The sequence below is a fragment of the Serratia sp. CY84636 genome (genome assembly GCF_052166245.1).
In the GTDB taxonomy this organism is placed as follows: domain Bacteria; phylum Pseudomonadota; class Gammaproteobacteria; order Enterobacterales; family Enterobacteriaceae; genus Serratia; species Serratia nevei.
The window spans coordinates 229,630-253,326 of the sequence record NZ_JBJNOX010000007.1 but is presented as its reverse complement, the minus strand read 5'-3'; the positions used below and the strand labels follow the sequence as shown (position 1 = coordinate 253,326).

Below are 23,697 nucleotides of genomic sequence, written 5' to 3'. Positions count from 1 at the left end.
TCATGGATAACCTGAATTTAAATAAACACATTTCCGGCCAGTTCAACGCAGAGCTTGAGCATATCCGCACCCAGGTGCTGACCATGGGCGGGCTGGTGGAGCAGCAGCTGACCGACGCCATCACCGCGATGCACAATCAGGATGGCGAGCTGGCCAAGCGCGTGATCGAAGGCGACGCCAAGGTCAACATGATGGAAGTGGCGATCGACGAAGCCTGCGTGCGCATCATCGCCAAGCGTCAGCCGACCGCCAGCGATCTGCGCCTGGTGATGGCGATCATCAAAACCATTTCCGAGCTGGAACGCATTGGCGACGTGGCGGACAAAATCTGCCGCACCGCGCTGGAAAAGTTCTCGCACCAGCACCAGCCGCTGCTGGTCAGTCTGGAATCGCTGGGGCGCCACACCGTGCAGATGCTGCACGACGTGCTGGACGCGTTTGCGCGCATGGATCTGGACGAGGCGATCCGTATCTACCGTGAAGATAAAAAGGTCGACCAGGAGTATGAAGGCATCGTGCGTCAGCTGATGACCTACATGATGGAAGACTCACGCACCATCCCGAGCGTGCTGACCGCGCTGTTCTGCGCCCGTTCTATCGAGCGCATCGGCGACCGCTGCCAGAACATCTGCGAATTTATCTTCTATTTCGTCAAAGGGCAGGACTTCCGTCATTTGGGTGGTGATGCCCTGGAAAAGCTACTCTCTCCGGGCGGTAAAGACGAAAAGGCCGACTAACCCTTTCCGGGTAATATCCTTCAAAGGCGCGGTTTCCCGCGCCTTTATTCCATCTTAAGCGCGTAAAGATAAAAAGGTTATAAATATAGCTTTTTATATTATTTCCTGACCTATGTGGCGCTTGCTAGCTTATCCGCCAGCAGGACATCAACCACTTAGGAGCTTTCTATGAAACATCGCGCTTTGGCCTTAACGTTGTTAGCCAGTCTGACCGGCCTCGCCGCCGGCGCCGCGCACGCGGACAAACTTGACGATATCAAGCAAGCCGGCGTGGTGCGTATCGCGGTGTTCGATAGCAACCCGCCGTTCGGCTACATCGACCCGCAGAGCAAGAAGCTGGTGGGCTACGATGTGGACGTCGCCGATGCGATCGGTAAAGCGCTGGGCGTGAAAGTGGAGCTGCGCGCCACCAACCCGGCCAACCGCATTCCGTTGCTGGTGTCGAAGAAGGTTGACCTGATCGCCGCCAACTTCACCATTACCGACGAGCGCGCCAAGGAAGTGAACTTCAGCGTGCCATATTTCGCTACCGGCCAGAAATTCATCGCCCGCAAAGGCGTGCTGAAAACCCCGGAAGACATCAAGAAGCTGCGCATTGGAGCGGACAAGGGCACGGTGCAGGAAATCACCCTGCGCGAACGTTTCCCGACGGCGAAAGTGATCTCTTACGATGACACCCCGCTGGCGTTTGTGGCGCTGCGCAACGGCAACGTGCAGGCGATCACTCAGGACGACGCCAAGCTGGTCGGCCTGCTCGGCAACCTGCCGGCGGCGCAGAAGGCGGAGTTTGAAATTTCACCGTTCAGCCTGACCAAAGAGTACCAGGGCGTCGGCATTCCCAAGGGCGAAGATCGCCTGACCGCCGCGGTGAACGAGACGTTGATCAAACTGGAAAAAGACGGCGAAGCGGTTAAGATTTACGATCGCTGGTTCGGGCCGGAAACCCAATCCGCCCAACCGCGCGGTGATTTCAAAATCGCGCCTTTGGATCAGCAACCGAAAGCCTGATTTAATCGCTCGCGGTGAGATCGGCACGGAGGGGCGCAGCTTGCTGCGCCCCTGATGCATTCTGCAAGACAAGGATTGAACATGAACCTGGACTGGCTGCTGGCGCCGCAATACCTGAGTTGGCTGTGGCACGGCTTTTTGCTGACGCTGTGGCTTTCCGCCTGCGCGGGCCTGGCGGCCACGCTGCTGGGCTTTGTGCTGGCTGCGATGCGCGACAGCAGCCTGCGGCCGTTGCGCTGGCTGGCAATGGGGTACAGCTCGCTGTTTCGCAATACGCCGCTGCTGGTGCAGCTGTTCTTCTGGTACTTCGCCGCCGGGCAGATCCTGCCGTCCGCCGCCATGCAGTGGCTGAACAGCTCGCATCAGGTCGGCCCGCTGGAGTGGCCGTCGTTCGAGTTTCTCGCCGGTTTCTTCGGCCTGACGCTCTACTCCACCGCCTTTATCGCCGAAGAGATCCGTTCCGGTATTCGCGGCGTCGCCGGCGGGCAGAAATATGCCGCCCAGGCGCTGGGGCTGACCGGCTGGCAGGCGATGCGCTACGTGGTGCTGCCGCAGGCGCTGAAAATCGCGCTGCCGCCGCTGCTCGGGCAATACATGAACGTGATCAAGAACTCGTCGTTGACCATGGCGATCGGCGTTGCCGAACTCTCTTACGCCTCGCGTCAGGTCGAAACCGAAACGTTGCGCACCTTCCAGGCGTTCGGCGTGGCGACGGTGCTGTATATCGCCATCATCGCGCTGCTGGAAGGCTGGGGCATGTGGCGCCAACAGCGTAAACCGCTGGGAGGGCATTGAGATGGATTTCAGCGTAATTCACGATAACCTGGGCTACCTGCTGTGGGGCACCTGGCCGGACGGGCCGCTGGGCGGCGCGGCGCTGACGTTGGCGATCAGCCTGATGGCCGGCGTGGCTTCGGCGGTGCTCGGCACGTTATTCGGCGTGGCGCTGGCGATGTCACGCGGCGTCGCTGCCGGATTGCTGGCGGCGGTGCTGGGCTTTTTCCGCGCCATTCCGGTCATCATGCTGATCTTCTGGACCTATTTCCTGCTGCCGATGGTGTTTGGCGTCGAGATCCCGGAAATCACTACCGTGGTGTGCGCGCTGGCGCTGATCGCTTCGGCCTATTTGGCCCATGCGGTGAAGGCCGGCATCGCCGCGATCGGCCCCGGCCAGTGGCAGGCCGGGCTTTCTCTGGGGCTGACCCGTTGGCAGACGCTGCGCATGATCGTGCTGCCGCAGGCGCTGCGCATGATGGTGCCGTCGTTCATTAACCAGTGGATCTCCCTGATCAAAGACACCTCGCTGGCTTATATCGTCGGCGTTGGTGAACTGACCTTCCTGGCGACCCAGGTCAACAACCGCAGCATGGTCTACCCGATGGAAGTGTTCCTGTTCGTGGCGCTGGTCTATTTCGTGTTCTGCCTGGCGCTCGATCTGCTGGCCAACGCGGTTAACCGCCGCTTCGGCGCGCAAACCCGCGCGCTGAAACGGTCCTGGCGCTGGTGGCGCAACAAGCCGCCGTTGCCGGCCAGTTAATCGGCCGTGAGCCGCCAGCCGCGTTCGCGCCACAGCGCGGGCAGCTGGGCCAGGTCGTCGAACGTCGTCACCAGCGGGTGGTCGATCGGCGGGTTATGCGGATCGGCGCAGAAGTAAAAGACCGGGATGCCGGCGTTGATGCCGGCCTGGGCGCCGGCGGGCGAGTCGTCCACCAGGATGCAGCGCGCCACCGGCACCTGCATCCGTTCGGCGGCGTGAAACACGATCGCCGGATCCGGCTTCCAGCGCTGAATGTCATAGCCGCTGAACAACCGGTCATCAAAATAAGGCAGCATGCCGGTCAGGCCGAGCGAGTGCTGCATCTTGCTGACCGGCCCGTTGGAGACGGTGCAGACAGGCACCGTCACCTGCGCCAGCAGCTCGCGGGCGCCGGCAATCTGCTGTAATTCGCTGTCGAACAGCCGCGCCACCTCCTGCCGATACAGCGGTTCCAGCGCCTCTTTTGCCAGGTTAGTGCCCTGCTCGGCGTTGACCCGATCGATGATCTCGTACAGCTTCACCCCTTTGTATTTCTTGAACACCTCTTCCAGCGACAGGTGAATGCCGTAGCGGGCGAACATGTGCACATAGGCTTTGCTGCACAGCACTTCGCTGTCCACCAGCGTGCCGTCGCAGTCGAACAAAATGCAGTCAATCTGATTCATGCGGGACAGGTTCCTTCGGGTTAACGCCGCTGAGGCCGCTCAGCGATCACTTGATCAGGTTACGCGCCTTAAGATCGTGCAAAATCAGCGCGGCGACGTGTGAGCAGTGCGGTAAATCGCGGCTGTCGCACCACCTGAGTTCGGCGATTTCGGCGGCCGGCTGCAGCTGCCCGGTAAAGTCGGCCTGATAGCAGCGAATGCGCACCTGGGTGCCGTCCTGCTTGCCGTCCGCCGGGCCGGTGAAATCGCCGTAAAACGCGATGGAGCTCGGCAGCAGCGCAACGGTCAGCTCTTCGTCGATTTCGCGGCACAGCGCCTGTTCGTCGGTTTCACCCGCTTCGCGTTTTCCGCCTGGGACATAAAACAGCGTCTTATTGTGTGAACGCACCAGCGCCACTTTGTCATCTTTCAGCGTAATTAACGCGAGCTTATCGATAAAGGTCGAAGACATGCGGATTCCTGTTTTTTTAGCGGGTAGGGTAAGAGATGCGATAGGCCATTTTATCGGCCGTGCCGGCAAACGGCAACGCAGCGGGCGGGAACGGGGGATGAAAGCCTGTAAATACAAGCCGTTGACGCGTTTAGCCGTAAAGACGGCGAAAAAAACCTGTGACCGGCGTCAAAAGCCCCACTTTTTGTTATAGGATAGCCGGCGACTGTCCATTCCCATTTTCGGAATTCTGATAATGACCAAACCAGTATCTGGCCTTGACGCTGAGCAAGGCTTGCTTGGGCGCGTGTTTAAACTCAAGCAACATGGCACGACGGCGCGTACGGAAACGATTGCCGGTATCACCACCTTCCTCACCATGGTGTATATCGTGTTCGTTAACCCTCAAATTTTGGGCGCGGCGGGCATGGATACCCAGGCGGTATTTGTCACTACCTGTTTGATCGCCGCCTTCGGCAGCATCTTTATGGGCCTGCTGGCGAACCTGCCGGTGGCGCTGGCGCCGGCGATGGGCCTGAACGCCTTCTTCGCCTTCGTGGTGGTCGGGGCGATGGGCATCTCCTGGCAGGTGGGCATGGGCGCCATCTTCTGGGGAGCGGTCGGCCTGCTGCTGCTGACCATTTTCCGCATCCGCTACTGGATGATCGCCAACATTCCGGTCAGCCTGCGGGTCGGCATCACCAGTGGCATCGGTCTGTTCATCGGCATGATGGGGCTGAAAAACGCCGGCATCGTGGTGGCCAACCCGGACACGCTGGTGACCATCGGCAGCCTGACCTCGCACAACGTGCTGCTGGGCGCGCTCGGCTTCTTCATCATCGCCGTGCTCTCTTCGCGTAACTTCCACGCGGCGGTGCTGGTGTCGATCGTGGTCACCACCCTTATCGGCTGGATGCTGGGCGACGTGAAATACGGCGGCCTGTTCTCCCTGCCGCCGAGCATCACCTCAGTGGTGGGCCAGGTCGACGTGGCCGGTGCGCTGAACATCGGGCTGGCCGGGGTTATTTTCTCGTTTATGCTGGTGAACCTGTTCGACTCTTCGGGCACCCTGATCGGCGTTACCGATAAAGCCGGCCTGACCGATAGCCAGGGCAAGTTCCCGCGCATGAAGCAGGCGCTGTACGTCGACAGCATCAGCTCGGTGGCCGGTTCGCTGGCGGGCACCTCTTCCGTGACCGCTTACATCGAAAGCTCTTCCGGCGTCGCCGTCGGCGGCCGCACCGGTTTGACGGCGGTGGTCACCGGCCTGCTGTTCCTGCTGGTGATCTTCCTGTCGCCGCTGGCGGGCATGGTGCCGGCTTACGCCGCCGCCGGCGCGCTGATCTACGTCGGCGTACTGATGACCTCCAGCCTGGCGCGGGTGAAGTGGGACGATCTGACCGAAGCGGTACCGGCGTTTGTTACCGCGGTGATGATGCCGTTCAGCTTCTCGATCACCGAAGGTATCGCGCTCGGCTTTATCTCCTACTGCGTGATGAAGCTCGGCACCGGCCGCTGGCGTGAAATCAGCCCGTGTGTGGTGGTGGTGGCGCTGCTGTTCGTGCTGAAGATCGTCTTCGTCGACGGCCATTGATCGCTAAAGGGCCGGCGCCTGCCGGCCCTGAACCCCTAGACGCCCGGCGTCGCATCCGGCGCCCGATCCAACACCCACTGCAACGGCCGCCTGAAGCGCGCCTGCCAACTGCCGGCGGCATCCTCTCCCTGGGCGAAGTGCAGCGTCTGCACCTGATTATCCTCCCCGAACAGATTGGCGAAGTGCAATGCCAGCGCCTGCTCGCTGAAGTTCTGCCGATCGTAATACGCCATCACGATTTTCTTTTGCGCCGCCAGCGACTGCTGGGCCGGCTTGATCTCCCCGTTGGGGGCGATCAGGAGCGCGCCGGCGTAAAACTGCGGGTACTTCGCGATCAGGTTGGCGGCGTGCAGTGCGCCCTGGCCGCGGGCGCTGAGGTAAATCCGTTGGGTATTCAGCTTTAGCTGCGGAGCCAGCTGTTGCAGCGTACGCTGAATGGCGGTGTGGGTGCTCTCGTCGCTGTAATTCGACCAGCGGAAGCTGTTTTCCGACAGCATCTGCGTGCCGTTGATCTCGATGTACGCCACGCCCATTTCGCCGAACAGCAGCCGTTCTTCGGGGCTGATGGCGGCGGCTTTGCCGTAGGTATGCAGGAAGATCACCGTTGGCCAGCCTTCAGGCGGCGCTTCGCCGTCCGGCATCGCGTAGCTGGCCTTGCCTTCATAGTGACGGGCGTGCTGCAGATAGCGCGCTTTGGTGGCGGCCAGGATCGATTGGTAGGTGGCGGAGTGCTGGATGCTGTTGAAGGCGTCGTCCTCCAGCAGGTTGTAGTAGTACCACAGGCCGCGGTCGGCGCTCAGCTGTAGGTAGCGCTCCGCCAGCTCGGTTTGGCCTTTCTCCGCCGACGATACCGCCAACTGGTAGGGCGCCCAGACGTTGCGGCCGTCTTCGCGCATCAGCGTCAGGTACAGCGACATGGCGCCCAGCTTTTTGTCTTCCTGGTTTTGCGCGGATCGCGACAGCTGGGCGTTGAGCGCGCTGTGTGCCGGCAGCTCCAGCGGCTCTTCACCGGCGGGATAACGCATGTCTGCGGCGAAAGCGGGACTGGTGATGGAAACAAAAAATAACGCTAAAATGAAAAAATACATGATGCTATGGCTTTAATTTTCAATGAATTGACGGACTTCATGTCCTGTTGCGGTGCCCCGCGGGCCCCCCGAGACGGTCACTCCACGCGGCGAATAAAATCGCTGAACGCGGACAGCTGGCCGGTCAGGAAATCCAGCGTTCCCTGATCGCTCAGTTCACCGGCCTGTTCATCGACCTTGCTCTGGATCACGCCGCCCATAAACTCAGGCTTGTTCATTACCATCGCATCGAGGAACACCAGGATCTGGCGCAGATGGTATTGGCAGCGCGCGCCGCCGATCGGCCCCATCGAGCTGGTTTGAATGGCGACCGGCTTGCCGGCCAGCGGCTGATTCGGCAAGCGAGACAGCCAGTCGATGGCGTTCTTCAACCCACCGGGCACGGAATAGTTATATTCAGGGGTGACGATGATCACGCCGTCGGCCTGGCGGATCTGTTCGGCGATCGCCTCGACAGCGGCAGGGAAGCCTTCACCCTGTTGCATGTCGGCGTCGTACAGCGGGATATCGCGGATGGAAGGCAGCGCTTCAATGGTGACGCCCTGTGGGGCCAGCCCAGGCAGGGCGCGGGCCACCATGGCGTTGTAGGAGCCTTTGCGCAGGCTGCCGAGCAGAGTGACGATTTTCAAGGCTTGGTCTGACATGGTGATTCTCCCTTTCGAATGAGCAGATTCAGCGTACAACATGGGCGAATAGTAGGCTAAAGCGCGGGTCGAGAATAGGCGATTGCTCAACATTTAGCTGTCTTTACAATTTAATCCAGCAACTTGTGCGGTAAAGACAGCGTTATCCGCTTTGCGCTGCGTTAACCGGGCGTCTTCAGGCCCGTCAGTTTAACGAAGCGCGAGGATGCCGCCGGGCTGCGCGGCGAGATTTCCCCGTCTTTGTGCAGGCCGCGGCGCTCTTCGTAGCGCCAGCACAGCAGGCGGTCCAGGCCGGGGCTGCCGGCGCAGGCCCAGCTCAGGTATTCGTCGGCGTCGCTCATCACCTGAACGTCCGGCGTGGCGCTGGAGCGCAGGTGGCCGGAGAAGGGATGCAGACGCAGCGTAGCCTGGCCGCTGTTGCCGAGGCCGGAAATTTTCAGCACGCTTTGCCGAATGCTCCACAGCTGAGTCTCTGCCTCCAGCCGATCGTCCTGCGCGCCGATCCAGGCACTTTCTGCCGGCGTCTGATGCGCGTGTTGCAGCGCGCTTTGCCGGGTGCCGCGCGCGCGCATCACTTCGATATCCAGTCCGACTTTGCCCTCGTCGCTGAGCAGCACGCCCACGGTGTTGCTGGCGTAAGCGAGGCTGAAATCGGGCAACTGATGATCGGCGAAACAGGGGCGGCCGGTCGGCGTGGTGGCGATGGGGGGCAGCGTCGGCAGGCCGTACAGATAGAACATCATTTCGGCGAGCAGAATGCGCCCTTGCAGGTAGCGCGTGCGGCGTTTAACGGAAAAGGTGCGGGTGGCGGCTATCACTTCGTCGGAGAGTCTTTGGGTATCCAGGACAGCGGAGGCCGGGGTCCAGCGGGCAAAATGACACGCCATTGTTCACTCCATGACAGAGGGTCGCTAAGAACGCAGGGGTGTTAGATTAAGACTAAGTTGAGGATTTATCATCAAAAAACACTATGCGTTTTATCCGATTTGTTGGCTTTTGCGCTATATAGGCGGGGGAGGGAGAAGAGCGTGCGGATCTGAATAAGCGCATAAAATTAATCAGTACCGAAACCAACCACGTTCGAATCGACGGCGTCTAATGAATCTATAAAAATAACTATCAGATAAGAAAAAGTTGGCGGAGAGAGCAGGATTCGAACCTACGACACGATGACTCGTGTGGATTTAAGAAACGGTTAGTTTCTTAAATCTGGCTTAAACCACTCGCCCACCTCTCCGCATTCTTTTGTTGGATACATAAAACCACAAAATAAAAATGGTTAAAATAACCTGAACTTGGAAATGTGATCAAGGCCAAAAAAACCATGATTTATGTGGGTGATTGTTAATTATCAGAGTCAGATCACTAAATTTACATTAGCTATTGTTATACAAAATTGGCGTCATTGGCTACGAATAGGGAAGAAGGGCATGCCAGATCTCGAGTTAATGCCGCTGCAAAGCGCCGAATTTTATAAGACAGCTGAACGTGTTGTTTTTAAAGAATATAAATGCAACTGCAAAAAAGGTTGGAAGGGCGAAGATCGTTTTATCGTCTACAAAGCCGATCAGAATGGAATCATTGAGGTGGTCAATAATGAGGTTTCAAATAACAACGTCGAAGAGCTCATCGCGCTGGCATCGTCTTTTTTGACGGATAAGGTGCTGATTTCCGGTGGGCATACCGTGGTTAATTTGGACGATCGTTTTTCTGTCAGCAGTGAAGTGGAAAAATCAGCGCAATTCTGCATTGACTACATAGCCGAATCCATTCGACAACTCAATGTTCAGCCTGACTTCTTGATGGAAATAAATGATTTCTATATGGAAAAAAGCGATGGCAGCGAGATAGACGGCGCTAACGAATTCAGGAAGATAGCGACATCGCCGTATATTATTCCGGAAAAAATAAATGACTACATTCTGGCGTCGAATCAAAGACATGGTATTGATATAAATACATTTTATGTCAGTGAAAAAAACATGGCGGATCGCTTTAAACGCCATATTAAGAACCGTATGGATAAAGAGGCGTATTTTCAGCGCCAAGACGGCAATGTGAAGATGACGGTGGGAGAGCATAGGTTCGATATCATCAAGGAAAATAAACCGACCTGCGCGGCGGGAAATGCCGCGACGTTCAGGGCCATTCGGTATCGTATTTCCTCCAATAAAGTCTTCGATAATTACACGTCGCATATTGGCGTTTTTCCGCTGTGTTCGCGCGTTAACGTGCTTAACGGCTATCGTGCAGCCGCGACTTTTTACGATAACTTCTCCTTGCCTTCCTTACTGGTCTTCTTCGGCAGATCCTGTTTCGAATGACATTTTTTTTGCCAGTTGGCTATGCGTTGCCGCATAGCCATGATGGTCGAGCATCATCATGAAAATTTCACACCTGTATTGGCCAGTTACCTTTTTCTCCACGGCATTCGGCGCCGGGATTTTCTTTTTGCCCCAGGCTGTGGGGCCGGGCGTGTTGGGGATGAAAGCGTTCGCGCTGTTTATCGTTATCGCCATGTCGGTATCGATGATGGCGCACTATCTTTTTTTCAAATTCATCACTTCGCACCCGGAGAAAGATTTCCTGGCGGCATCATCGACGTTTATCGGCGAGCGGGCGGCGTCAATTGTCTGTGTGCTGTTTATTCTGTCGATGATCATTATCGTGCTGATAAATTTCATTACTCTGGTTAACGTTGTCGTGTCTTTTCTCCACGATGGATTCTGGATTCGGGGCGGTATTTCGCTGTTGTTGAGTGCGATGCTGTCGGCTGCATGGTTGGCGTTTAGCCAGCGAATTGAGCACCTGATCTCCAGAATGGCACTGGTTTCTATCGTGATGGTGGCGATCCTGACGGTGTTTTTCCTGTTACAACCTGCTGGGGCTCAGCTGGCGCCTGCGCCGCCGAGCATTTCATTGCAGACGTTGATGCTGCTGCCGATTTTTCTTTTTACGTTTAACTTTACCCCGTGCATCCAGCGGTTTGCGAAAAGCGCCGTGCGGCCGCAGGCGCGCAGTATTCTGTTCGGCAAGATACTGATCTTGGCGTTTATCGCCATGATCGTTATCGCTATCAGCCGCTTGCTGACGTTGGATGATATCTCGATCATTAACGGCCGTAATGTGGATGCGCTGTTTTATACCGCCGGCTTGACCGGCAACTCGATGGCATGGTTAGGCGCAGCCCTATTGCTGTGTTTGCTCACCGGTGGTGCTTATATGGGCACGTTGACTGGTGTAATCGACGGTATTACGTCCTTCGGTATGGCGGGAAAAAAGGGAATTATCGCGGGGAACATTATTGTCTGTACGCTTATCGGCACGATTAATCCGAGTATTATCAAGATCATCTCGAGCTGGTCGATACCCGTTATCGTGATGACCGTCTTTTTCATCCCATCACTGTATTTTTTACAGCGGGGCGACGGCCGGCAAAAGATGGTGGGAATAGCGGTGCTGTGCTGCGGCATCGCGGTGATAGCGACGCTATTTGTGTAAGGCGGTACGTCTAATCCAGGATCAGCGTATCGCCGGTGGCCGGTGAGATCCCTGCCGGCAGCCAGAGCCGGCCCCAGGCGCCGGTACAGTGGCAGCCCATGATCTTTTCCGGCTGATGCTGCCGCAAAAAACGGCGGACGCGCCAGAGCGTGCGCGGGGAAGTGCAGCGCAGATGAAAACCGCCGATCAGGGCGTGGATCCGATCGATCCCGGTGATTTTCTGGCAATGGCGCACGATATTGACGATCCCGCGGTGCCCGCAGCCGGTCACGATCACCAGACCGCGATCCGATTTGTAAATCAGCACCCCTTCGTCGATCACGTAATCCACCGCCGCGTTGTCCCCGGCGATCACCCCGTAGGCGCGCGGGGCGGGTACCGCGATTTCGCCTGACCACATAAAGCGATCGCCGATCGCCAGCGGTTCGCGGCTGTAGTGCATGCGGTGGCGCGAGTAGTCGATATCCAAGGAGAGCTTTTTGATTTTGCGGGTGTGGCCCAGCACCTTCAGCGCCGCATAGCGTTCATCCCCGACCTGCGGGTGGCAGATGATGCGGCTGTTGTCCGGCAGCCAGGCGACGCCGCCGCAGTGGTCATAGTGGCCGTGGGAGAGCACTGTTGCGGTAATACGGGAGAGATCGACGCCCATCAGCGCCGCATTGCGCAGAAAGCTGTCGTCGGGGCCGGTATCGAACAGTATGGACGTCGTCTCATCTTCAATCAGCAGGCTTAGCCCGGCCTTGGCCTGCAATAATGGGTCGGCGCCGGCGGCGCGGCGGTTTTCCAGCAGTACCTTGAGGGTCAATGCCATGTTGACTTGTTCCTGAGAGAGATTCCTGACTTTTCAGTATAGCGTGGAGGGCGGTAGCGGCTCTGTGAGCCGGCGCGCAGAGCGAGCGCGGGAAAGAAAAACGGCCGGAACAAGGGTTTGTCCCGGCCGTGAAGGCGTCTGGCGGCGTTATTTACCGATACAGAAGCTGGAGAAGATGCGGCCCAGCAGGTCGTCGGAGGTGAATTCGCCGGTGATTTCACTCAAGGCCAGCTGCGCCTGGCGTAGCTCCTCGGCCAACAGCTCGCCCGCGTAAGCGCTCACTAACTGTTCTTTGCCTTGCACCAGGTGCTGTGCCGCCAGCTCCAGCGCCTGCAGGTGGCGACGGCGCGCCAGGAAACCGCCTTCCATGTTGCTGGTGAAGCCCATGCTCTGTTTCAGATGATCGCGCAGCACATCGACGCCTTCGCCGGTGCGGGCCGACAGGCGAATAAGTGAGTGGTTGTTCACTTCCGTCAGACCCAGCGTTTCACCGGTGATGTCGGCCTTGTTGCGCACCACGGTGATCGGCAGCGTGCCCGGCAGGCGCGCCATAAACTCCGGCCAGATCTCCGCCGGCTCGGTGGCGGCGGTGGTGGTGCCGTCAACCATAAACAGCACTCTGTCGGCCTGTTCGATCTCGTTCCACGCACGTTCGATGCCGATACGCTCAACCTCGTCGCTGGCGTCGCGCAGGCCGGCGGTGTCGATGATGTGCAGCGGCATGCCGTCGATATGGATATGTTCGCGCAGGACGTCGCGGGTGGTGCCGGCGATATCGGTGACGATCGCCGCCTCACGCCCGGCTAACGCATTGAGCAGGCTGGATTTACCGGCGTTGGGGCGCCCGGCGATCACCACCTTCATCCCTTCGCGCAGCAGGCTGCCCTGGCGCGCTTCGCCGCGCACGCTGTCCAGATCCGCCATCACGTCGTTGAGCTGAGCCTCGATTTTACCGTCGGACAGGAAGTCGATTTCCTCGTCGGGGAAGTCGATCGCCGCTTCCACGTAGATTCGCAGGTGAGTGAGCGCTTCCACGAGCTGGTGGATGCGGGTGGAGAAGGCGCCCTGCAGCGAGTTCATCGCCGAACGTGCCGCCTGCTCGGAGCTGGCGTCGATCAGATCGGCAATCGCTTCGGCCTGCGCCAAATCGAGTTTGTCATTGAGGAACGCGCGTTCGGAGAACTCGCCGGGCCGTGCGATGCGCACATCGGGCAGCGCCAGCACGCGCTTGAGCAACAGATCGAGGATCACCGGCCCGCCGTGGCCCTGCAGTTCCAGCACGTCTTCGCCGGTAAAGGAGTTCGGCCCCGGGAACCACAGCGCGATGCCCTGATCGAGGGTGGCGCCCGTGGCGTCGCGGAACGGCAGATAGTCAGCGTAGCGCGGCTTCGGCAGCTTGCCGAGCAACGCCTGGGCGACGTCTTTGGCCTGGCTTCCGGAAATGCGCAGAATGCCGACGCCGCCGCGTCCCGGCGGGGTGGCTTGGGCTACGATGGTATCGGTGGTGCTCATAACGGTTCTCTCTGACGATTAAGATGCAAAAAGGCGGTCTAATGACCGCCTTTGGGGTGACTGCAAGGGTCGGCGCGCCGAACCCCTACAATACGCTTAGCTTTTTTTCTTGTCGCGGCTGTGCAGACCGCGTTTTTCCAGACCACGGTAAATCAGCTGCTGCTGCAGGATGGTCACCAGGTTACTGACGATGTAGTACAGCACCAGACCGGACGGGAACCACAGGAAGAACACTGTGAAGATCACCGGCATGAAGGTCATGATTTTCTGCTGCATCGGGTCAGTCACGGTGGTCGGCGACATCTTCTGAATGAAGAACATCGTCACGCCCATCAGGATTGGCAGGATGTAGTACGGGTCTTGCGCCGACAGGTCATGGATCCACAGGGCGAACGGCGCGTGGCGCAGCTCGACCGAACCCATCAGCATGTAGTACAGCGCCAGGAAGATCGGCATCTGAATGATCAGCGGCAGGCAGCCGCCGAGCGGGTTCACTTTCTCCGCCTTGTACAGCGCCATCATCTCTTGGCTCATGCGCTGTTTGTCATCGCCGATGCGCTCGCGCATCGCCTGCAGCTTCGGCTGCAGCATGCGCATTTTCGCCATCGAGGTGTACTGCGCCTTGGTCAGCGGGTACATGATGCCGCGCACGATGAAGGTGATGATGATGATGGAGAAGCCCCAGTTACCGATAAAGCCGTGGATGAACTTCAGCAGTTTGAACAGCGGCTGGGAGATGAACCACAGCCAACCGTAATCCACGGTCAGGTCCAGGTGCGGCGCCAGCTGGGCCATCTGGTCCTGCAGCTCCGGGCCGACCCACAGGGTCGCGTTCAGCTGCTGCTGAGCGCCCGGCTGCACCACGACCGGCGTAGATTTGAAGCCGATGGTGGACAGGTTGTCGCCTGGTTTGGCGGTGTAGAAGGTGTTGTCACCCTTGGTCGCCGGTACCCACGCGGTGGCGAAGTACTGTTGCAGCATGGCGACCCAACCGTCTTTGGTGGTGACGCTCAGGTTTTCGTCTTTGTCGAATGCGTATTTCTGGTACTTGTCATCGCTGGACGAGTACGCCGCGCCGCGGAAGGTGTGCAGCGCGAAGTTGCTGCTGCCGGTATCGCGGTGCTTAGGCAATTCGGTGGTCTGCTTCAGCTGGCCGAACAGGGTCAGCTCCAGCGGCGTCGCGCCTTTGTTGTCGATGCTGTAATCCACGCCGACCGCATAGTGATCGCGTTTGAGCACGAAGGTCTTGGTGTAGACCGCGCCGTCTTTATCGGTGTAGGTCAGCGGGATGCGCAGCTCGTCCTGGCCTTCCGGCAGGGTGTAGCTGTCCTGCGCCGCCTGATACAGCGGGCGTTCGCCGTTGGCCGGGTTGTCCGGGCCGTTTTTACCGGTCAGGCCGCTTTGCGCCTGATAGACGAATGACGGAGTGGTTTCCAGCAGTTGGAACGGAGTCGATGAACCCAGAGTATCCGGGTAGGCCAACAGTTTAGCCTGCTCGATATCGCCACCACGGGTGTTGATGGTCAGTGACAGCACGTCGGTGTTCACGGTAATCAGCTTACCCTGACCACTGGCTGGCACGGCCTGGCTGGCGGCATCACCGGCTACTGCGTTCGAAGTCTGTTGCGTGGTCTGTGCGGCCGGCTGCGGAGCGTTGTCCGTTTGCCATGCCTGCCAGATCATGAAAGACACGAACAGCAGAGCGATGAGGAGAAGATTGCGTTGCGAATCCATCGTTAGTGTTCTCTGTTATCGTCGGTTTTTGGCGGCACCGGATCATCGCCACCTGGGTTCAAAGGGTGGCATTTTAATACGCGTTTCAATGCTAACCAACTGCCTTTTATCATGCCAAACCTGCTTAATGCCTCAATTGCGTAATGAGAGCATGTCGGCTGGAAGCGACAACGAGGCCCTAGCAGCGGACTGATGACGAGCTGATAGGCCCGCACCAGCCCGATCAGGATGCGGGAGCCTGGCGACAGTGGCGACGCCATAATTTATCCAAAGCTTCCGTCAGCGCGCGGTTATCCAAATCCGCTATCCCCTTTTTGGCCACCACGACAAAATCCATCGCCGGTAATTCGTGCTGACGCAGGCGGAAGCTTTCGCGGGTTAGGCGTTTGATCCGATTACGCTCGTGCGCGCGTTTGACGTGTTTTTTGGCGACGGTAAGACCGATGCGGGGATGCCCCAGCTGGTTCAGGCGGCCGAGGATGGTGATTTGCGGCGTGCCAGCCCGTTGTGGCTGCTGGAAGACGAAAGTGAAATGAGTGGGAGTTAACAAACGTAACTCCCTGGGAAAAGCGAGCTTAACCACTCAGCGGGTTAGCTTTATTACTTAGAAACAGTCAGACGAGCACGGCCTTTCGCACGACGGCGGGCCAGAACTTGACGACCATTTTTGGTGGCCATACGAGCACGGAAACCGTGGCTACGGTTGCGCTTCAATACGGACGGTTGGAAAGTGCGTTTCATAGCGATTTCTACCTAAACTTAAAATAATTACTGATCAGTAAACGCGTTTGGCTACTCGGCGTGAAGATGACCGACGCCTCAATCGCAATACATAAAGAAGCGGGATTGTAATAATTGTACAGTCCTGAGTCAATTCGCATCGCGCCAGCCTACCTGGTTGTCTGCCAATAACGGAACAAAATCCGGTCTTGGCCCGTGGTCACCGCAGAATCCTGTCTGGCTAATGACGCACCATAAGGAACCAGGTATCACACGTAGGGCGAAGATTATACGGACTCGGGGTGAAATCGCAAGGATCCCCGTGAGATCCTTTGCGCGCGATCGCAGGATCCGGCGTGGATAACAGGGTATAACCGGTTGACAATGTAAAAAACGCGGCGCAGCGGCCGGGATCTGCGCGGCCATTCGGCGCCAGCGGCGAAAAGATCGCCGCCGGCCGCGGCCTGTGGATAAAATGGATCTAATCTGTGAGGAAGGGGAGGATCTCTTGCGCGGATTGCGCTATGATCCGTCATTCCGATCGCGATCCCTCATACCGGGATCGTGAGGGACACAAACCGTGAAAGGCGGTTCGCATCCCCCACAGGCAAACAGCCGATGCCGGGTATGTGTCAAAAATCATGAGTTATAAAAAAGTTGCCCGTTTCTTTTCTTTATTGATCTTGTTCGAGTGGAGTCCGCCGTGTCACTTTCGCTTTGGCAGCAGTGTCTTGCCCGATTGCAGGATGAGTTACCTGCCACAGAATTTAGTATGTGGATTCGCCCATTGCAGGCGGAACTGAGTGACAACACCCTGGCGCTGTACGCGCCTAACCGTTTTGTGCTGGATTGGGTTCGCGATAAGTACTTAAACAACATCAATGGTCTGCTGAATGATTTCTGCGGCACGGATGCGCCTTTGCTGCGTTTTGAAGTCGGCAGCAAGCCGATCACGCAGGTGATCAGCCAGACCGTGACCGCCAGCGTCAGCAGCGCCCCCGCAGCCCCGGCGGCACGCACGGCCGCGCCTTCGCGCCCGAGCTGGGACAACGCGGCGGCGCAACCCGAGCTCTCTTACCGCTCCAACGTCAACCCCAAGCACACCTTCGACAACTTCGTCGAGGGTAAGTCCAACCAGCTGGCGCGCGCGGCGGCTCGCCAGGTGGCGGACAACCCGGGCGGCGCCTACAACCCGCTGTTCCTGTATGGCGGCACCGGCCTGGGTAAAACTCACCTGCTGCACGCGGTCGGCAACGGCATCATGGCGCGCAAAGCCAACGCCAAAGTGGTCTACATGCACTCGGAACGCTTCGTGCAGGACATGGTCAAAGCGTTGCAGAACAATGCCATCGAAGAGTTTAAGCGCTACTACCGTTCGGTCGACGCCTTGCTGATCGATGACATCCAATTCTTCGCCAACAAGGAGCGTTCGCAGGAAGAGTTCTTCCATACCTTTAACGCCCTGTTGGAAGGCAATCAGCAGATCATCCTGACCTCGGATCGCTACCCTAAAGAGATCAACGGGGTGGAAGATCGTTTGAAGTCCCGCTTCGGCTGGGGGCTGACGGTGGCGATCGAGCCGCCGGAGCTGGAAACCCGTGTGGCGATCCTGATGAAAAAGGCCGACGAGAACGACATTCGCCTGCCGGGCGAAGTGGCGTTCTTCATCGCCAAGCGCCTGCGTTCCAACGTGCGTGAGCTCGAAGGGGCGCTGAACCGCGTGATCGCCAACGCCAACTTTACCGGCCGGGCCATCACCATCGATTTCGTGCGCGAAGCGCTGCGCGATCTGCTGGCGCTGCAGGAAAAGCTGGTCACCATCGACAATATTCAAAAGACGGTGGCGGAGTATTACAAGATTAAAGTCGCGGATTTGCTGTCCAAGCGGCGTTCGCGATCCGTTGCCCGCCCGCGCCAGATGGCGATGGCGCTGGCGAAGGAACTCACCAACCACAGCCTGCCGGAAATCGGCGATGCGTTTGGTGGCCGCGACCATACCACGGTGTTGCACGCCTGCCGGAAGATCGAGCAGCTGCGTGAGGAAAGTCACGACATCAAAGAAGATTTCTCCAATTTAATCAGAACATTATCTTCATAGCGCTATGAAATTTATCGTTGAACGTGAGCATCTGCTAAAACCGCTGCAACAGGTGAGCAGCCCGCTGGGCGGCCGCCCGACCTTGCCGATCCTGGGCAACCTGCTGCTGCAGGTGACGGAAGGCTCCCTGCTGCTGACCGGCACCGATCTGGAGATGGAGATGGTGGCGCGCGTCGCCCTGTCCCAACCGCACGAGCCGGGCGCGACCACCGTGCCCGCGCGTAAATTCTTTGATATCTGCCGTGGCCTGCCGGAAGGGGCGGAGATCGCCGTCACGCTGGAGAGCGAACGCATGCTGGTGCGGTCCGGCCGCAGCCGCTTCTCGCTGTCCACGCTGCCGGCGGCGGACTTCCCGAACCTGGACGACTGGCAGAGCGAGGTGGAGTTCACCTTGCCGCAGGCGACGCTGAAGCGCCTGATCGAAGCCACCCAGTTCTCGATGGCCCATCAGGACGTGCGTTACTACCTGAACGGCATGCTGTTTGAAACCGAAGGCGAAGAGCTGCGCACCGTCGCGACCGACGGCCACCGCCTGGCGGTGTGTTCGATGCCGATCGGCCAACAGCTGCCGTCGCATTCGGTGATCGTGCCGCGTAAAGGGGTGATGGAGCTGGTGCGTCTGCTGGACGGCGGCGATTCGCTGCTGCAGCTGCAGATCGGCAGCAACAACATTCGCGCCCACGTCGGCGATTTCATCTTCACCTCCAAGCTGGTTGACGGCCGTTTCCCGGACTATCGCCGCGTCTTGCCGAAGAACCCGGATAAAACGCTGGAAGCCGGCTGCGATCTGCTCAAGCAGGCGTTTGCGCGCGCGGCCATTCTCTCGAACGAGAAATTCCGCGGCGTGCGGCTGTACGTCAGCCAGAACCAGCTGAAGATCACCGCCAACAACCCGGAGCAGGAAGAGGCGGAAGAGATCCTCGACGTCAGCTACGACGGCGCGGAGATGGAGATCGGCTTCAACGTCAGCTACGTGCTGGACGTGTTGAACGCGCTCAAGTGTGAAGACGTGCGCCTGCTGTTGACCGACTCGGTCTCCAGCGTGCAGATCGAAGACGGCGCCAGCCAGGCGGCGGCCTACGTTGTCATGCCAATGCGGTTGTAGTCTCGTTACCTTGAATTACAGCACCGTCATCGGTAAAGAGATTGCATGGCTCTGACGCGTTTATTGATTAAAGATTTCCGCAATATCGAGGCGGCGGATTTGGCGCTGGCGCCGGGATTCAACTTCCTGGTCGGCGCCAACGGCAGCGGCAAGACCAGCGTGCTGGAAGCGGTATATACGCTCGGGCACGGCCGCGCCTTTCGCAGCCTGCAGGCCGGTCGGGTGATCCGTCACGACCAGCCGGAGTTCGTGCTGCACGGCCGCATAGAAGGTACGGAGCGCGAGCTGTCGGTAGGATTGAGCAAGAGCCGTCAGGGTGACAGCAAAGTACGCATCGATGGCAGCGACGGCCACAAGGTGGCCGAGCTGGCGCAGCTGCTGCCCATGCAGCTGATCACCCCCGAAGGTTTTACCCTGCTGAACGGCGGGCCGAAATTCCGGCGCGCCTTCCTTGACTGGGGCTGTTTTCATAACGAACCCGGTTTTTTCACCGCCTGGAGCAACCTGAAACGGTTACTGAAGCAGCGCAATGCCGCGCTGCGCCAGGTGAGTCGCTATGCGCAGATCCGCGCCTGGGATCAGGAACTGATCCCGCTCGCGGAGCGCATCAGCGAATGGCGGGCGGAATACAGCGACGCGATCGCCGCGGATATCACCGCGACCTGCGCGCAGTTTCTGCCTGAATTCGCCCTGAGCTTCTCCTTCCAGCGCGGCTGGGACAAAGAGAGCGACTACGGCGAGCTGCTGGAGCGCCAGTTCGAGCGCGACAGGGCGTTGACCTATACCGCGGTGGGGCCGCATAAAGCGGACTTCCGCATTCGTGCCGACGGCACGCCGGTAGAGGATTTGTTATCGCGCGGTCAGCTTAAGCTGCTGATGTGCGCGTTGCGCTTGGCGCAGGGTGAGTTTCTCACCCGGCAGAGCGGGCGGCGTTGCCTGTATCTGATTGATGATTTTGCCTCCGAGCTGGACACCGGCCGTCGCCGGTTGCTGGCCGATCGCCTGAAAGCCACCCAGGCCCAGGTTTTTGTCAGCGCGGTCAGCGCTGAACAAGTGACCGACATGGCCGGTGAAAAGGGCAAGATGTTCCGCGTGGAACAGGGTAAAATAGAGGTTCAACCACAGGACTAAAATGAGCGAGAAACGTTGATGTCGAATTCTTATGACTCCTCAAGTATCAAGGTATTAAAAGGGCTGGATGCGGTGCGCAAGCGCCCGGGCATGTATATCGGCGATACCGATGACGGCACCGGTCTGCACCACATGGTATTCGAGGTTGTGGACAACGCTATCGACGAAGCGCTCGCGGGCCACTGTAGTGACATTCAGGTCACCATCCATGCCGACAACTCGGTATCGGTACAGGATGACGGCCGCGGCATTCCGACCGGCATTCACCCTGAAGAAGGGGTTTCAGCCGCAGAGGTCATCATGACCGTGCTGCACGCCGGCGGTAAATTCGACGACAACTCCTATAAAGTTTCCGGCGGCCTGCATGGCGTGGGCGTCTCGGTGGTTAACGCCCTGTCGGAGAAACTGGAGCTGGTGATCCGCCGCGAAGGCAAAGTACACGAACAGACTTACAGCCACGGCGAGCCGCAGGCGCCGCTGACCGTGGTGGGCGAAACCGAACAGACCGGCACCATGGTGCGCTTCTGGCCGAGCCATCAGACCTTCACCAATGTGACCGATTTTGAGTACGACATTCTGGCCAAGCGTCTGCGCGAGCTGTCCTTCCTCAACTCCGGCGTGTCTATCCGCCTGAAGGACAAGCGCACCGACCGTGAAGACCACTTCCATTACGAAGGCGGCATCAAGGCGTTTGTCGAGTATCTGAACAAGAACAAAACCCCGATCCACCCGAACGTGTTCTACTTCTCGACCGTGAAAGACGATATCGGCGTGGAGGTGGCGCTGCAGTGGAACGACGGTTTCCAGGAAAACATCTACTGCTTCACCAACAACATTCCGCAGCGCGACGGCGGCACGCACCTGGTCGGTTTCCGTACCGCGATGACCCGTACGCTGAACAGCTACATGGAAAAGGAAGGCTACAGCAAGAAGGCCAAGGTCAGCGCCACCGGCGATGACGCGCGTGAAGGCCTGATTGCCGTGGTGTCGGTGAAGGTGCCGGATCCGAAGTTCTCTTCTCAGACCAAGGACAAGCTGGTCTCCTCCGAGGTGAAAACCGCGGTTGAAACGCTGATGAACGAGAAGCTGGTGGATTACCTGATGGAAAATCCAGGCGACGCGAAAATCGTGGTCGGCAAAATCATCGACGCGGCGCGCGCGCGCGAGGCGGCACGTAAAGCGCGTGAGATGACCCGCCGCAAAGGCGCGCTGGATCTGGCCGGCCTGCCGGGCAAACTGGCGGACTGCCAGGAACGCGATCCGGCGCTGTCCGAACTGTACCTGGTGGAAGGGGACTCCGCGGGCGGCTCTGCCAAGCAGGGGCGTAACCGCAAGAACCAGGCTATCTTGCCGCTGAAGGGGAAAATCCTCAACGTCGAGAAAGCGCGTTTCGACAAAATGCTCTCCTCGCAGGAAGTGGCGACGCTGATCACCGCGCTGGGTTGCGGCATTGGCCGCGACGAGTACAGCCCAGACAAGCTGCGTTACCACAGCATCATCATCATGACCGATGCCGACGTCGACGGTTCGCACATCCGTACGCTGCTGTTGACCTTCTTCTACCGCCAGATGCCGGAAATCATCGAGCGTGGCCACGTGTTCATCGCGCAGCCGCCGCTGTACAAGGTGAAGAAAGGCAAGCAAGAGCAGTACATCAAAGATGACGAGGCGATGGATCAGTACCAGATCGCCATCGCGATGGACGGCGCTACGCTGCACACCAATGCCAGCGCACCGGCGCTCGGCGGCGAGCAGCTGGAAAAACTGGTGGCCGAACACTACGGCGTGCAGAAACTGATTGGCCGCATGGAGCGCCGCTACCCGCGCGCGCTGCTGAACAGCCTTATCTATCAGCCGACGCTGAACGAAGGCGATCTCAGCGATGAAGCCAAGGTGAAAACCTGGATCGCTTCGCTGGTGCAGGCGCTGAACGACAAAGAGCAGCACGGCAGCAGCTATGACTTCGTGATCTTCGAGAACCGTGAGCGCCAGATGTTCGAGCCGGCGCTGCGCATCCGCACCCACGGCGTGGATACCGACTATAAGCTGGACTTCGACTTCATCCACGGCGGCGAATACCGCAAGATCTGCCAGCTGGGCGAGAAGCTGCGCGGGCTGATCGAAGACGGTGCGTTCATCGAGCGTGGCGAACGTCGTCAGCCGGTAGACAGCTTCGAGCAGGCGCTGGAGTGGCTGGTGAAAGAGTCGCGCCGCGGCCTGTCGGTGCAGCGTTATAAAGGTCTGGGCGAGATGAACCCGGAGCAGCTGTGGGAAACCACCATGGATCCGGAAAGCCGCCGCATGCTGCGCGTGACCGTCAAGGACGCCATCGCTGCCGATCAGCTGTTCACCACGCTGATGGGCGATGCGGTTGAACCGCGCCGTGCCTTTATCGAAGAAAACGCCCTGAAAGCGGCGAACATCGATATCTGATGCATTAATGGCTGTGAAAATCCGCGCCGGGCGACCCGCGCGGATTTTTTTACGCCTTTTTTGGCGCTGACAGCCGAGGCTGAAACGCGTTAGCATGAGAAAAAACCACTGGGAGAAGCGTTGAATGGCTATTGAACTGATTGCGATCGACATGGACGGCACGTTGCTGGATCCGCAGCACCAAATCACGCCGGCGGTAAAGCAGGCTATCGCGGCAGCGCGGCGCAAAGGGGTGCACGTGGTGCTGGCCACCGGGCGGCCTTATGTTGGCGTGCAGGACTATCTGCGCCAGTTGGACATTCAGGGCCCCGGCGATTTCTGTATAACCTATAACGGCGCACTGGTGCTGCGTGCGGTCGACGGCGCCTGCATCCTGCAGGAAACGCTGGGCTTCGAGGACTATCTGCACTTCGAGCAGATGGCGCGCGAGTTCGGCGTTCACTACCAGGCGTTTGATTTCGACACCCTGTATACCCCGAACAAGGACATTGGCAAATACACCATACACGAGGCGGCAATGACCGGTATTCCGCTGAAATACCGCAGCGTGGAAGAGATGGATCGCCAGATGCGTTTCCCTAAAGTGATGATGATCGACGAGCCGGAGCTGTTGGACCGCGCTATCGCGCGCATCCCGGCGGAAACGCGCGAGCGTTACACCATTTTGAAAAGCGCGCCTTACTTCCTCGAAATCCTGCATAAGAACGTCGATAAGGGCGCCGGGGTGAGAATGCTGGCCGAGCATCTCGGCGTGGCGCGGGAAAACATCATGACGCTGGGGGATCAGGCCAACGATACGGCGATGATTGAGTATGCCGGCGTCGGCGTGGCGATGGGCAACGCCATTCCCGAGCTGAAAGCGGTGGCGCAGTTTGTCACCAGCGCCAATACCGAAGACGGCGTGGCGCGCGCCATCGAGAAGTTCGTGCTCAACGGCTGAGAACACGGG

Annotated in this window: 23 protein-coding genes and 1 pseudogene; 12 read left to right on the top strand and 12 right to left on the bottom strand. The window is 58.8% G+C overall.

Annotated elements, in window-relative coordinates:
• The first annotated feature begins 2 nt into the window (after positions 1 to 2).
• The 4 genes from phoU to ACJ8QI_RS20100 all read left to right on the top strand — a co-directional run bounded on the left by phoU (position 3) and on the right by ACJ8QI_RS20100 (position 3,282).
• Positions 3 to 737: a phosphate signaling complex protein PhoU gene (phoU, locus tag ACJ8QI_RS20115; RefSeq protein WP_016929613.1), complete on the top strand. Its 735-nt coding sequence runs from the start codon at positions 3 to 5 to the stop codon at positions 735 to 737.
• A gap of 168 nt (positions 738 to 905) precedes the next feature.
• The gene (locus ACJ8QI_RS20110) at positions 906 to 1,745 is read left to right on the top strand and encodes an ABC transporter substrate-binding protein (RefSeq protein ID WP_019455482.1); all 840 of its coding nucleotides are present in this window, start codon (positions 906 to 908) and stop codon (positions 1,743 to 1,745) included.
• An 81-nt stretch (positions 1,746 to 1,826) separates the two neighbouring features.
• Entirely contained in the window at positions 1,827 to 2,540 is a 714-nt protein-coding gene (locus ACJ8QI_RS20105; protein WP_025304748.1) for an amino acid ABC transporter permease, read from the top strand.
• A 1-nt stretch (position 2,541) separates the two neighbouring features.
• Positions 2,542 to 3,282 carry an amino acid ABC transporter permease gene (locus ACJ8QI_RS20100; protein WP_049200565.1) on the top strand — a complete coding sequence of 247 codons (741 nt, stop codon included), beginning with the start codon at positions 2,542 to 2,544 and terminating at the stop codon, positions 3,280 to 3,282.
• Here the strand turns inward: ACJ8QI_RS20100 and yieH are convergent.
• Positions 3,279 to 3,947 (bottom strand): 6-phosphogluconate phosphatase, encoded by a 669-nt coding sequence (yieH, locus tag ACJ8QI_RS20095; RefSeq protein WP_060424370.1) that lies wholly within the window; start codon positions 3,945 to 3,947, stop codon positions 3,279 to 3,281. The genes ACJ8QI_RS20100 and yieH overlap by 4 nt on opposite strands.
• Positions 3,948 to 3,993: 46 nt before the next feature.
• Positions 3,994 to 4,398 (bottom strand): NUDIX hydrolase, encoded by a 405-nt coding sequence (locus ACJ8QI_RS20090; protein WP_442532981.1) that lies wholly within the window; start codon positions 4,396 to 4,398, stop codon positions 3,994 to 3,996.
• Positions 4,399 to 4,633: 235 nt separating this feature from the next.
• Between ACJ8QI_RS20090 and ACJ8QI_RS20085 the strand changes: the two genes are divergently transcribed.
• Positions 4,634 to 5,971 carry an NCS2 family permease gene (locus tag ACJ8QI_RS20085; RefSeq protein ID WP_028128066.1) on the top strand — a complete coding sequence of 446 codons (1,338 nt, stop codon included), beginning with the start codon at positions 4,634 to 4,636 and terminating at the stop codon, positions 5,969 to 5,971.
• Positions 5,972 to 6,006: 35 nt separating this feature from the next.
• Here ACJ8QI_RS20085 and ACJ8QI_RS20080 read toward each other — a convergent pair whose 3' ends face one another.
• From ACJ8QI_RS20080 to ACJ8QI_RS20065, 4 genes and pseudogenes are all read right to left on the bottom strand, one after another.
• The gene (locus ACJ8QI_RS20080) at positions 6,007 to 7,059 is read right to left on the bottom strand and encodes a hypothetical protein (protein ID WP_038876022.1); all 1,053 of its coding nucleotides are present in this window, start codon (positions 7,057 to 7,059) and stop codon (positions 6,007 to 6,009) included.
• 77 nt (positions 7,060 to 7,136) lie between these two features.
• Positions 7,137 to 7,703 carry an NADPH-dependent FMN reductase gene (locus tag ACJ8QI_RS20075; protein WP_025304752.1) on the bottom strand — a complete coding sequence of 189 codons (567 nt, stop codon included), beginning with the start codon at positions 7,701 to 7,703 and terminating at the stop codon, positions 7,137 to 7,139.
• Between the two features lie 161 nt (positions 7,704 to 7,864).
• Positions 7,865 to 8,590 carry a 4'-phosphopantetheinyl transferase family protein gene (locus tag ACJ8QI_RS20070; protein ID WP_060457229.1) on the bottom strand — a complete coding sequence of 242 codons (726 nt, stop codon included), beginning with the start codon at positions 8,588 to 8,590 and terminating at the stop codon, positions 7,865 to 7,867.
• 248 nt (positions 8,591 to 8,838) lie between these two features.
• A pseudogene (locus ACJ8QI_RS20065) lies at positions 8,839 to 8,940 on the bottom strand.
• Positions 8,941 to 9,133: 193 nt separating this feature from the next.
• Between ACJ8QI_RS20065 and ACJ8QI_RS20060 the strand changes: the two are divergent.
• On the top strand, positions 9,134 to 10,027 hold the full coding sequence (locus ACJ8QI_RS20060) for a hypothetical protein (protein WP_102985063.1): 894 nt from the start codon (positions 9,134 to 9,136) through the stop codon (positions 10,025 to 10,027).
• 58 nt (positions 10,028 to 10,085) lie between these two features.
• Positions 10,086 to 11,204: a hypothetical protein gene (locus ACJ8QI_RS20055; protein ID WP_060424364.1), complete on the top strand. Its 1,119-nt coding sequence runs from the start codon at positions 10,086 to 10,088 to the stop codon at positions 11,202 to 11,204.
• Between the two features lie 10 nt (positions 11,205 to 11,214).
• On the opposite strand, the gene ACJ8QI_RS20050 is transcribed toward ACJ8QI_RS20055, so the two are convergent.
• From ACJ8QI_RS20050 to rpmH, 6 genes are all read right to left on the bottom strand, one after another.
• The gene (locus tag ACJ8QI_RS20050) at positions 11,215 to 12,015 is read right to left on the bottom strand and encodes an MBL fold metallo-hydrolase (RefSeq protein WP_442532980.1); all 801 of its coding nucleotides are present in this window, start codon (positions 12,013 to 12,015) and stop codon (positions 11,215 to 11,217) included.
• A gap of 147 nt (positions 12,016 to 12,162) precedes the next feature.
• On the bottom strand, positions 12,163 to 13,527 hold the full coding sequence (gene mnmE, locus ACJ8QI_RS20045) for a tRNA uridine-5-carboxymethylaminomethyl(34) synthesis GTPase MnmE (RefSeq protein ID WP_038876016.1): 1,365 nt from the start codon (positions 13,525 to 13,527) through the stop codon (positions 12,163 to 12,165).
• A 96-nt stretch (positions 13,528 to 13,623) separates the two neighbouring features.
• Entirely contained in the window at positions 13,624 to 15,261 is a 1,638-nt protein-coding gene (gene yidC / locus ACJ8QI_RS20040; protein WP_049200579.1) for a membrane protein insertase YidC, read from the bottom strand.
• A 2-nt stretch (positions 15,262 to 15,263) separates the two neighbouring features.
• Positions 15,264 to 15,521, bottom strand: coding sequence for a membrane protein insertion efficiency factor YidD (gene yidD, locus ACJ8QI_RS20035; RefSeq protein ID WP_004933881.1), 258 nt, complete (start codon positions 15,519 to 15,521; stop codon positions 15,264 to 15,266).
• Complete coding sequence (gene rnpA, locus ACJ8QI_RS20030) at positions 15,485 to 15,844, bottom strand: ribonuclease P protein component (protein ID WP_004933883.1); 360 nt, start codon at positions 15,842 to 15,844, stop codon at positions 15,485 to 15,487. Before rnpA ends, yidD begins: the two co-directional genes overlap by 37 nt.
• A 17-nt stretch (positions 15,845 to 15,861) precedes the next feature.
• Entirely contained in the window at positions 15,862 to 16,002 is a 141-nt protein-coding gene (gene rpmH / locus ACJ8QI_RS20025) for a 50S ribosomal protein L34 (protein WP_000831330.1), read from the bottom strand.
• Positions 16,003 to 16,684: 682 nt separating this feature from the next.
• Between rpmH and dnaA the strand changes: the two genes are divergently transcribed.
• The 5 genes from dnaA (at position 16,685) to yidA (ending at position 23,688) form a co-directional block, all read left to right on the top strand.
• Positions 16,685 to 18,079 carry a chromosomal replication initiator protein DnaA gene (dnaA, locus tag ACJ8QI_RS20020; RefSeq protein ID WP_004933889.1) on the top strand — a complete coding sequence of 465 codons (1,395 nt, stop codon included), beginning with the start codon at positions 16,685 to 16,687 and terminating at the stop codon, positions 18,077 to 18,079.
• A gap of 4 nt (positions 18,080 to 18,083) precedes the next feature.
• A complete protein-coding gene (gene dnaN / locus ACJ8QI_RS20015; protein ID WP_004933892.1) occupies positions 18,084 to 19,184 on the top strand; it encodes a DNA polymerase III subunit beta in 1,101 nt (366 codons plus the stop codon).
• A gap of 45 nt (positions 19,185 to 19,229) precedes the next feature.
• Positions 19,230 to 20,315: a DNA replication/repair protein RecF gene (gene recF, locus ACJ8QI_RS20010; protein WP_033636531.1), complete on the top strand. Its 1,086-nt coding sequence runs from the start codon at positions 19,230 to 19,232 to the stop codon at positions 20,313 to 20,315.
• Positions 20,316 to 20,333: 18 nt separating this feature from the next.
• Positions 20,334 to 22,748 carry a DNA topoisomerase (ATP-hydrolyzing) subunit B gene (gyrB, locus tag ACJ8QI_RS20005; protein WP_060424357.1) on the top strand — a complete coding sequence of 805 codons (2,415 nt, stop codon included), beginning with the start codon at positions 20,334 to 20,336 and terminating at the stop codon, positions 22,746 to 22,748.
• 124 nt (positions 22,749 to 22,872) lie between these two features.
• The gene (gene yidA, locus ACJ8QI_RS20000; RefSeq protein WP_060441262.1) at positions 22,873 to 23,688 is read left to right on the top strand and encodes a sugar-phosphatase; all 816 of its coding nucleotides are present in this window, start codon (positions 22,873 to 22,875) and stop codon (positions 23,686 to 23,688) included.
• Positions 23,689 to 23,697: the final 9 nt, after the last annotated feature.

Bases quoted from the DNA above. Each gene is read 5' to 3' on its own strand.
- phoU (WP_016929613.1), top strand. From the start codon at position 3: ATGGATAACCTGAATTTAAATAAACACATTTCCGGCCAGTTCAACGCA.
- ACJ8QI_RS20110 (WP_019455482.1), top strand. From the start codon at position 906: ATGAAACATCGCGCTTTGGCCTTAACGTTGTTAGCCAGTCTGACCGGC.
- ACJ8QI_RS20105 (WP_025304748.1), top strand. From the start codon at position 1,827: ATGAACCTGGACTGGCTGCTGGCGCCGCAATACCTGAGTTGGCTGTGG.
- ACJ8QI_RS20100 (WP_049200565.1), top strand. From the start codon at position 2,542: ATGGATTTCAGCGTAATTCACGATAACCTGGGCTACCTGCTGTGGGGC.
- yieH (WP_060424370.1), bottom strand. From the start codon at position 3,947: ATGAATCAGATTGACTGCATTTTGTTCGACTGCGACGGCACGCTGGTG.
- ACJ8QI_RS20090 (WP_442532981.1), bottom strand. From the start codon at position 4,398: ATGTCTTCGACCTTTATCGATAAGCTCGCGTTAATTACGCTGAAAGAT.
- ACJ8QI_RS20085 (WP_028128066.1), top strand. From the start codon at position 4,634: ATGACCAAACCAGTATCTGGCCTTGACGCTGAGCAAGGCTTGCTTGGG.
- ACJ8QI_RS20080 (WP_038876022.1), bottom strand. From the start codon at position 7,059: ATGTATTTTTTCATTTTAGCGTTATTTTTTGTTTCCATCACCAGTCCC.
- ACJ8QI_RS20075 (WP_025304752.1), bottom strand. From the start codon at position 7,703: ATGTCAGACCAAGCCTTGAAAATCGTCACTCTGCTCGGCAGCCTGCGC.
- ACJ8QI_RS20070 (WP_060457229.1), bottom strand. From the start codon at position 8,590: ATGGCGTGTCATTTTGCCCGCTGGACCCCGGCCTCCGCTGTCCTGGAT.
- ACJ8QI_RS20060 (WP_102985063.1), top strand. From the start codon at position 9,134: ATGCCAGATCTCGAGTTAATGCCGCTGCAAAGCGCCGAATTTTATAAG.
- ACJ8QI_RS20055 (WP_060424364.1), top strand. From the start codon at position 10,086: ATGAAAATTTCACACCTGTATTGGCCAGTTACCTTTTTCTCCACGGCA.
- ACJ8QI_RS20050 (WP_442532980.1), bottom strand. From the start codon at position 12,015: ATGGCATTGACCCTCAAGGTACTGCTGGAAAACCGCCGCGCCGCCGGC.
- mnmE (WP_038876016.1), bottom strand. From the start codon at position 13,527: ATGAGCACCACCGATACCATCGTAGCCCAAGCCACCCCGCCGGGACGC.
- yidC (WP_049200579.1), bottom strand. From the start codon at position 15,261: ATGGATTCGCAACGCAATCTTCTCCTCATCGCTCTGCTGTTCGTGTCT.
- yidD (WP_004933881.1), bottom strand. From the start codon at position 15,521: ATGGCGTCGCCACTGTCGCCAGGCTCCCGCATCCTGATCGGGCTGGTG.
- rpmH (WP_000831330.1), bottom strand. From the start codon at position 16,002: ATGAAACGCACTTTCCAACCGTCCGTATTGAAGCGCAACCGTAGCCAC.
- dnaN (WP_004933892.1), top strand. From the start codon at position 18,084: ATGAAATTTATCGTTGAACGTGAGCATCTGCTAAAACCGCTGCAACAG.
- recF (WP_033636531.1), top strand. From the start codon at position 19,230: ATGGCTCTGACGCGTTTATTGATTAAAGATTTCCGCAATATCGAGGCG.
- gyrB (WP_060424357.1), top strand. From the start codon at position 20,334: ATGTCGAATTCTTATGACTCCTCAAGTATCAAGGTATTAAAAGGGCTG.
- yidA (WP_060441262.1), top strand. From the start codon at position 22,873: ATGGCTATTGAACTGATTGCGATCGACATGGACGGCACGTTGCTGGAT.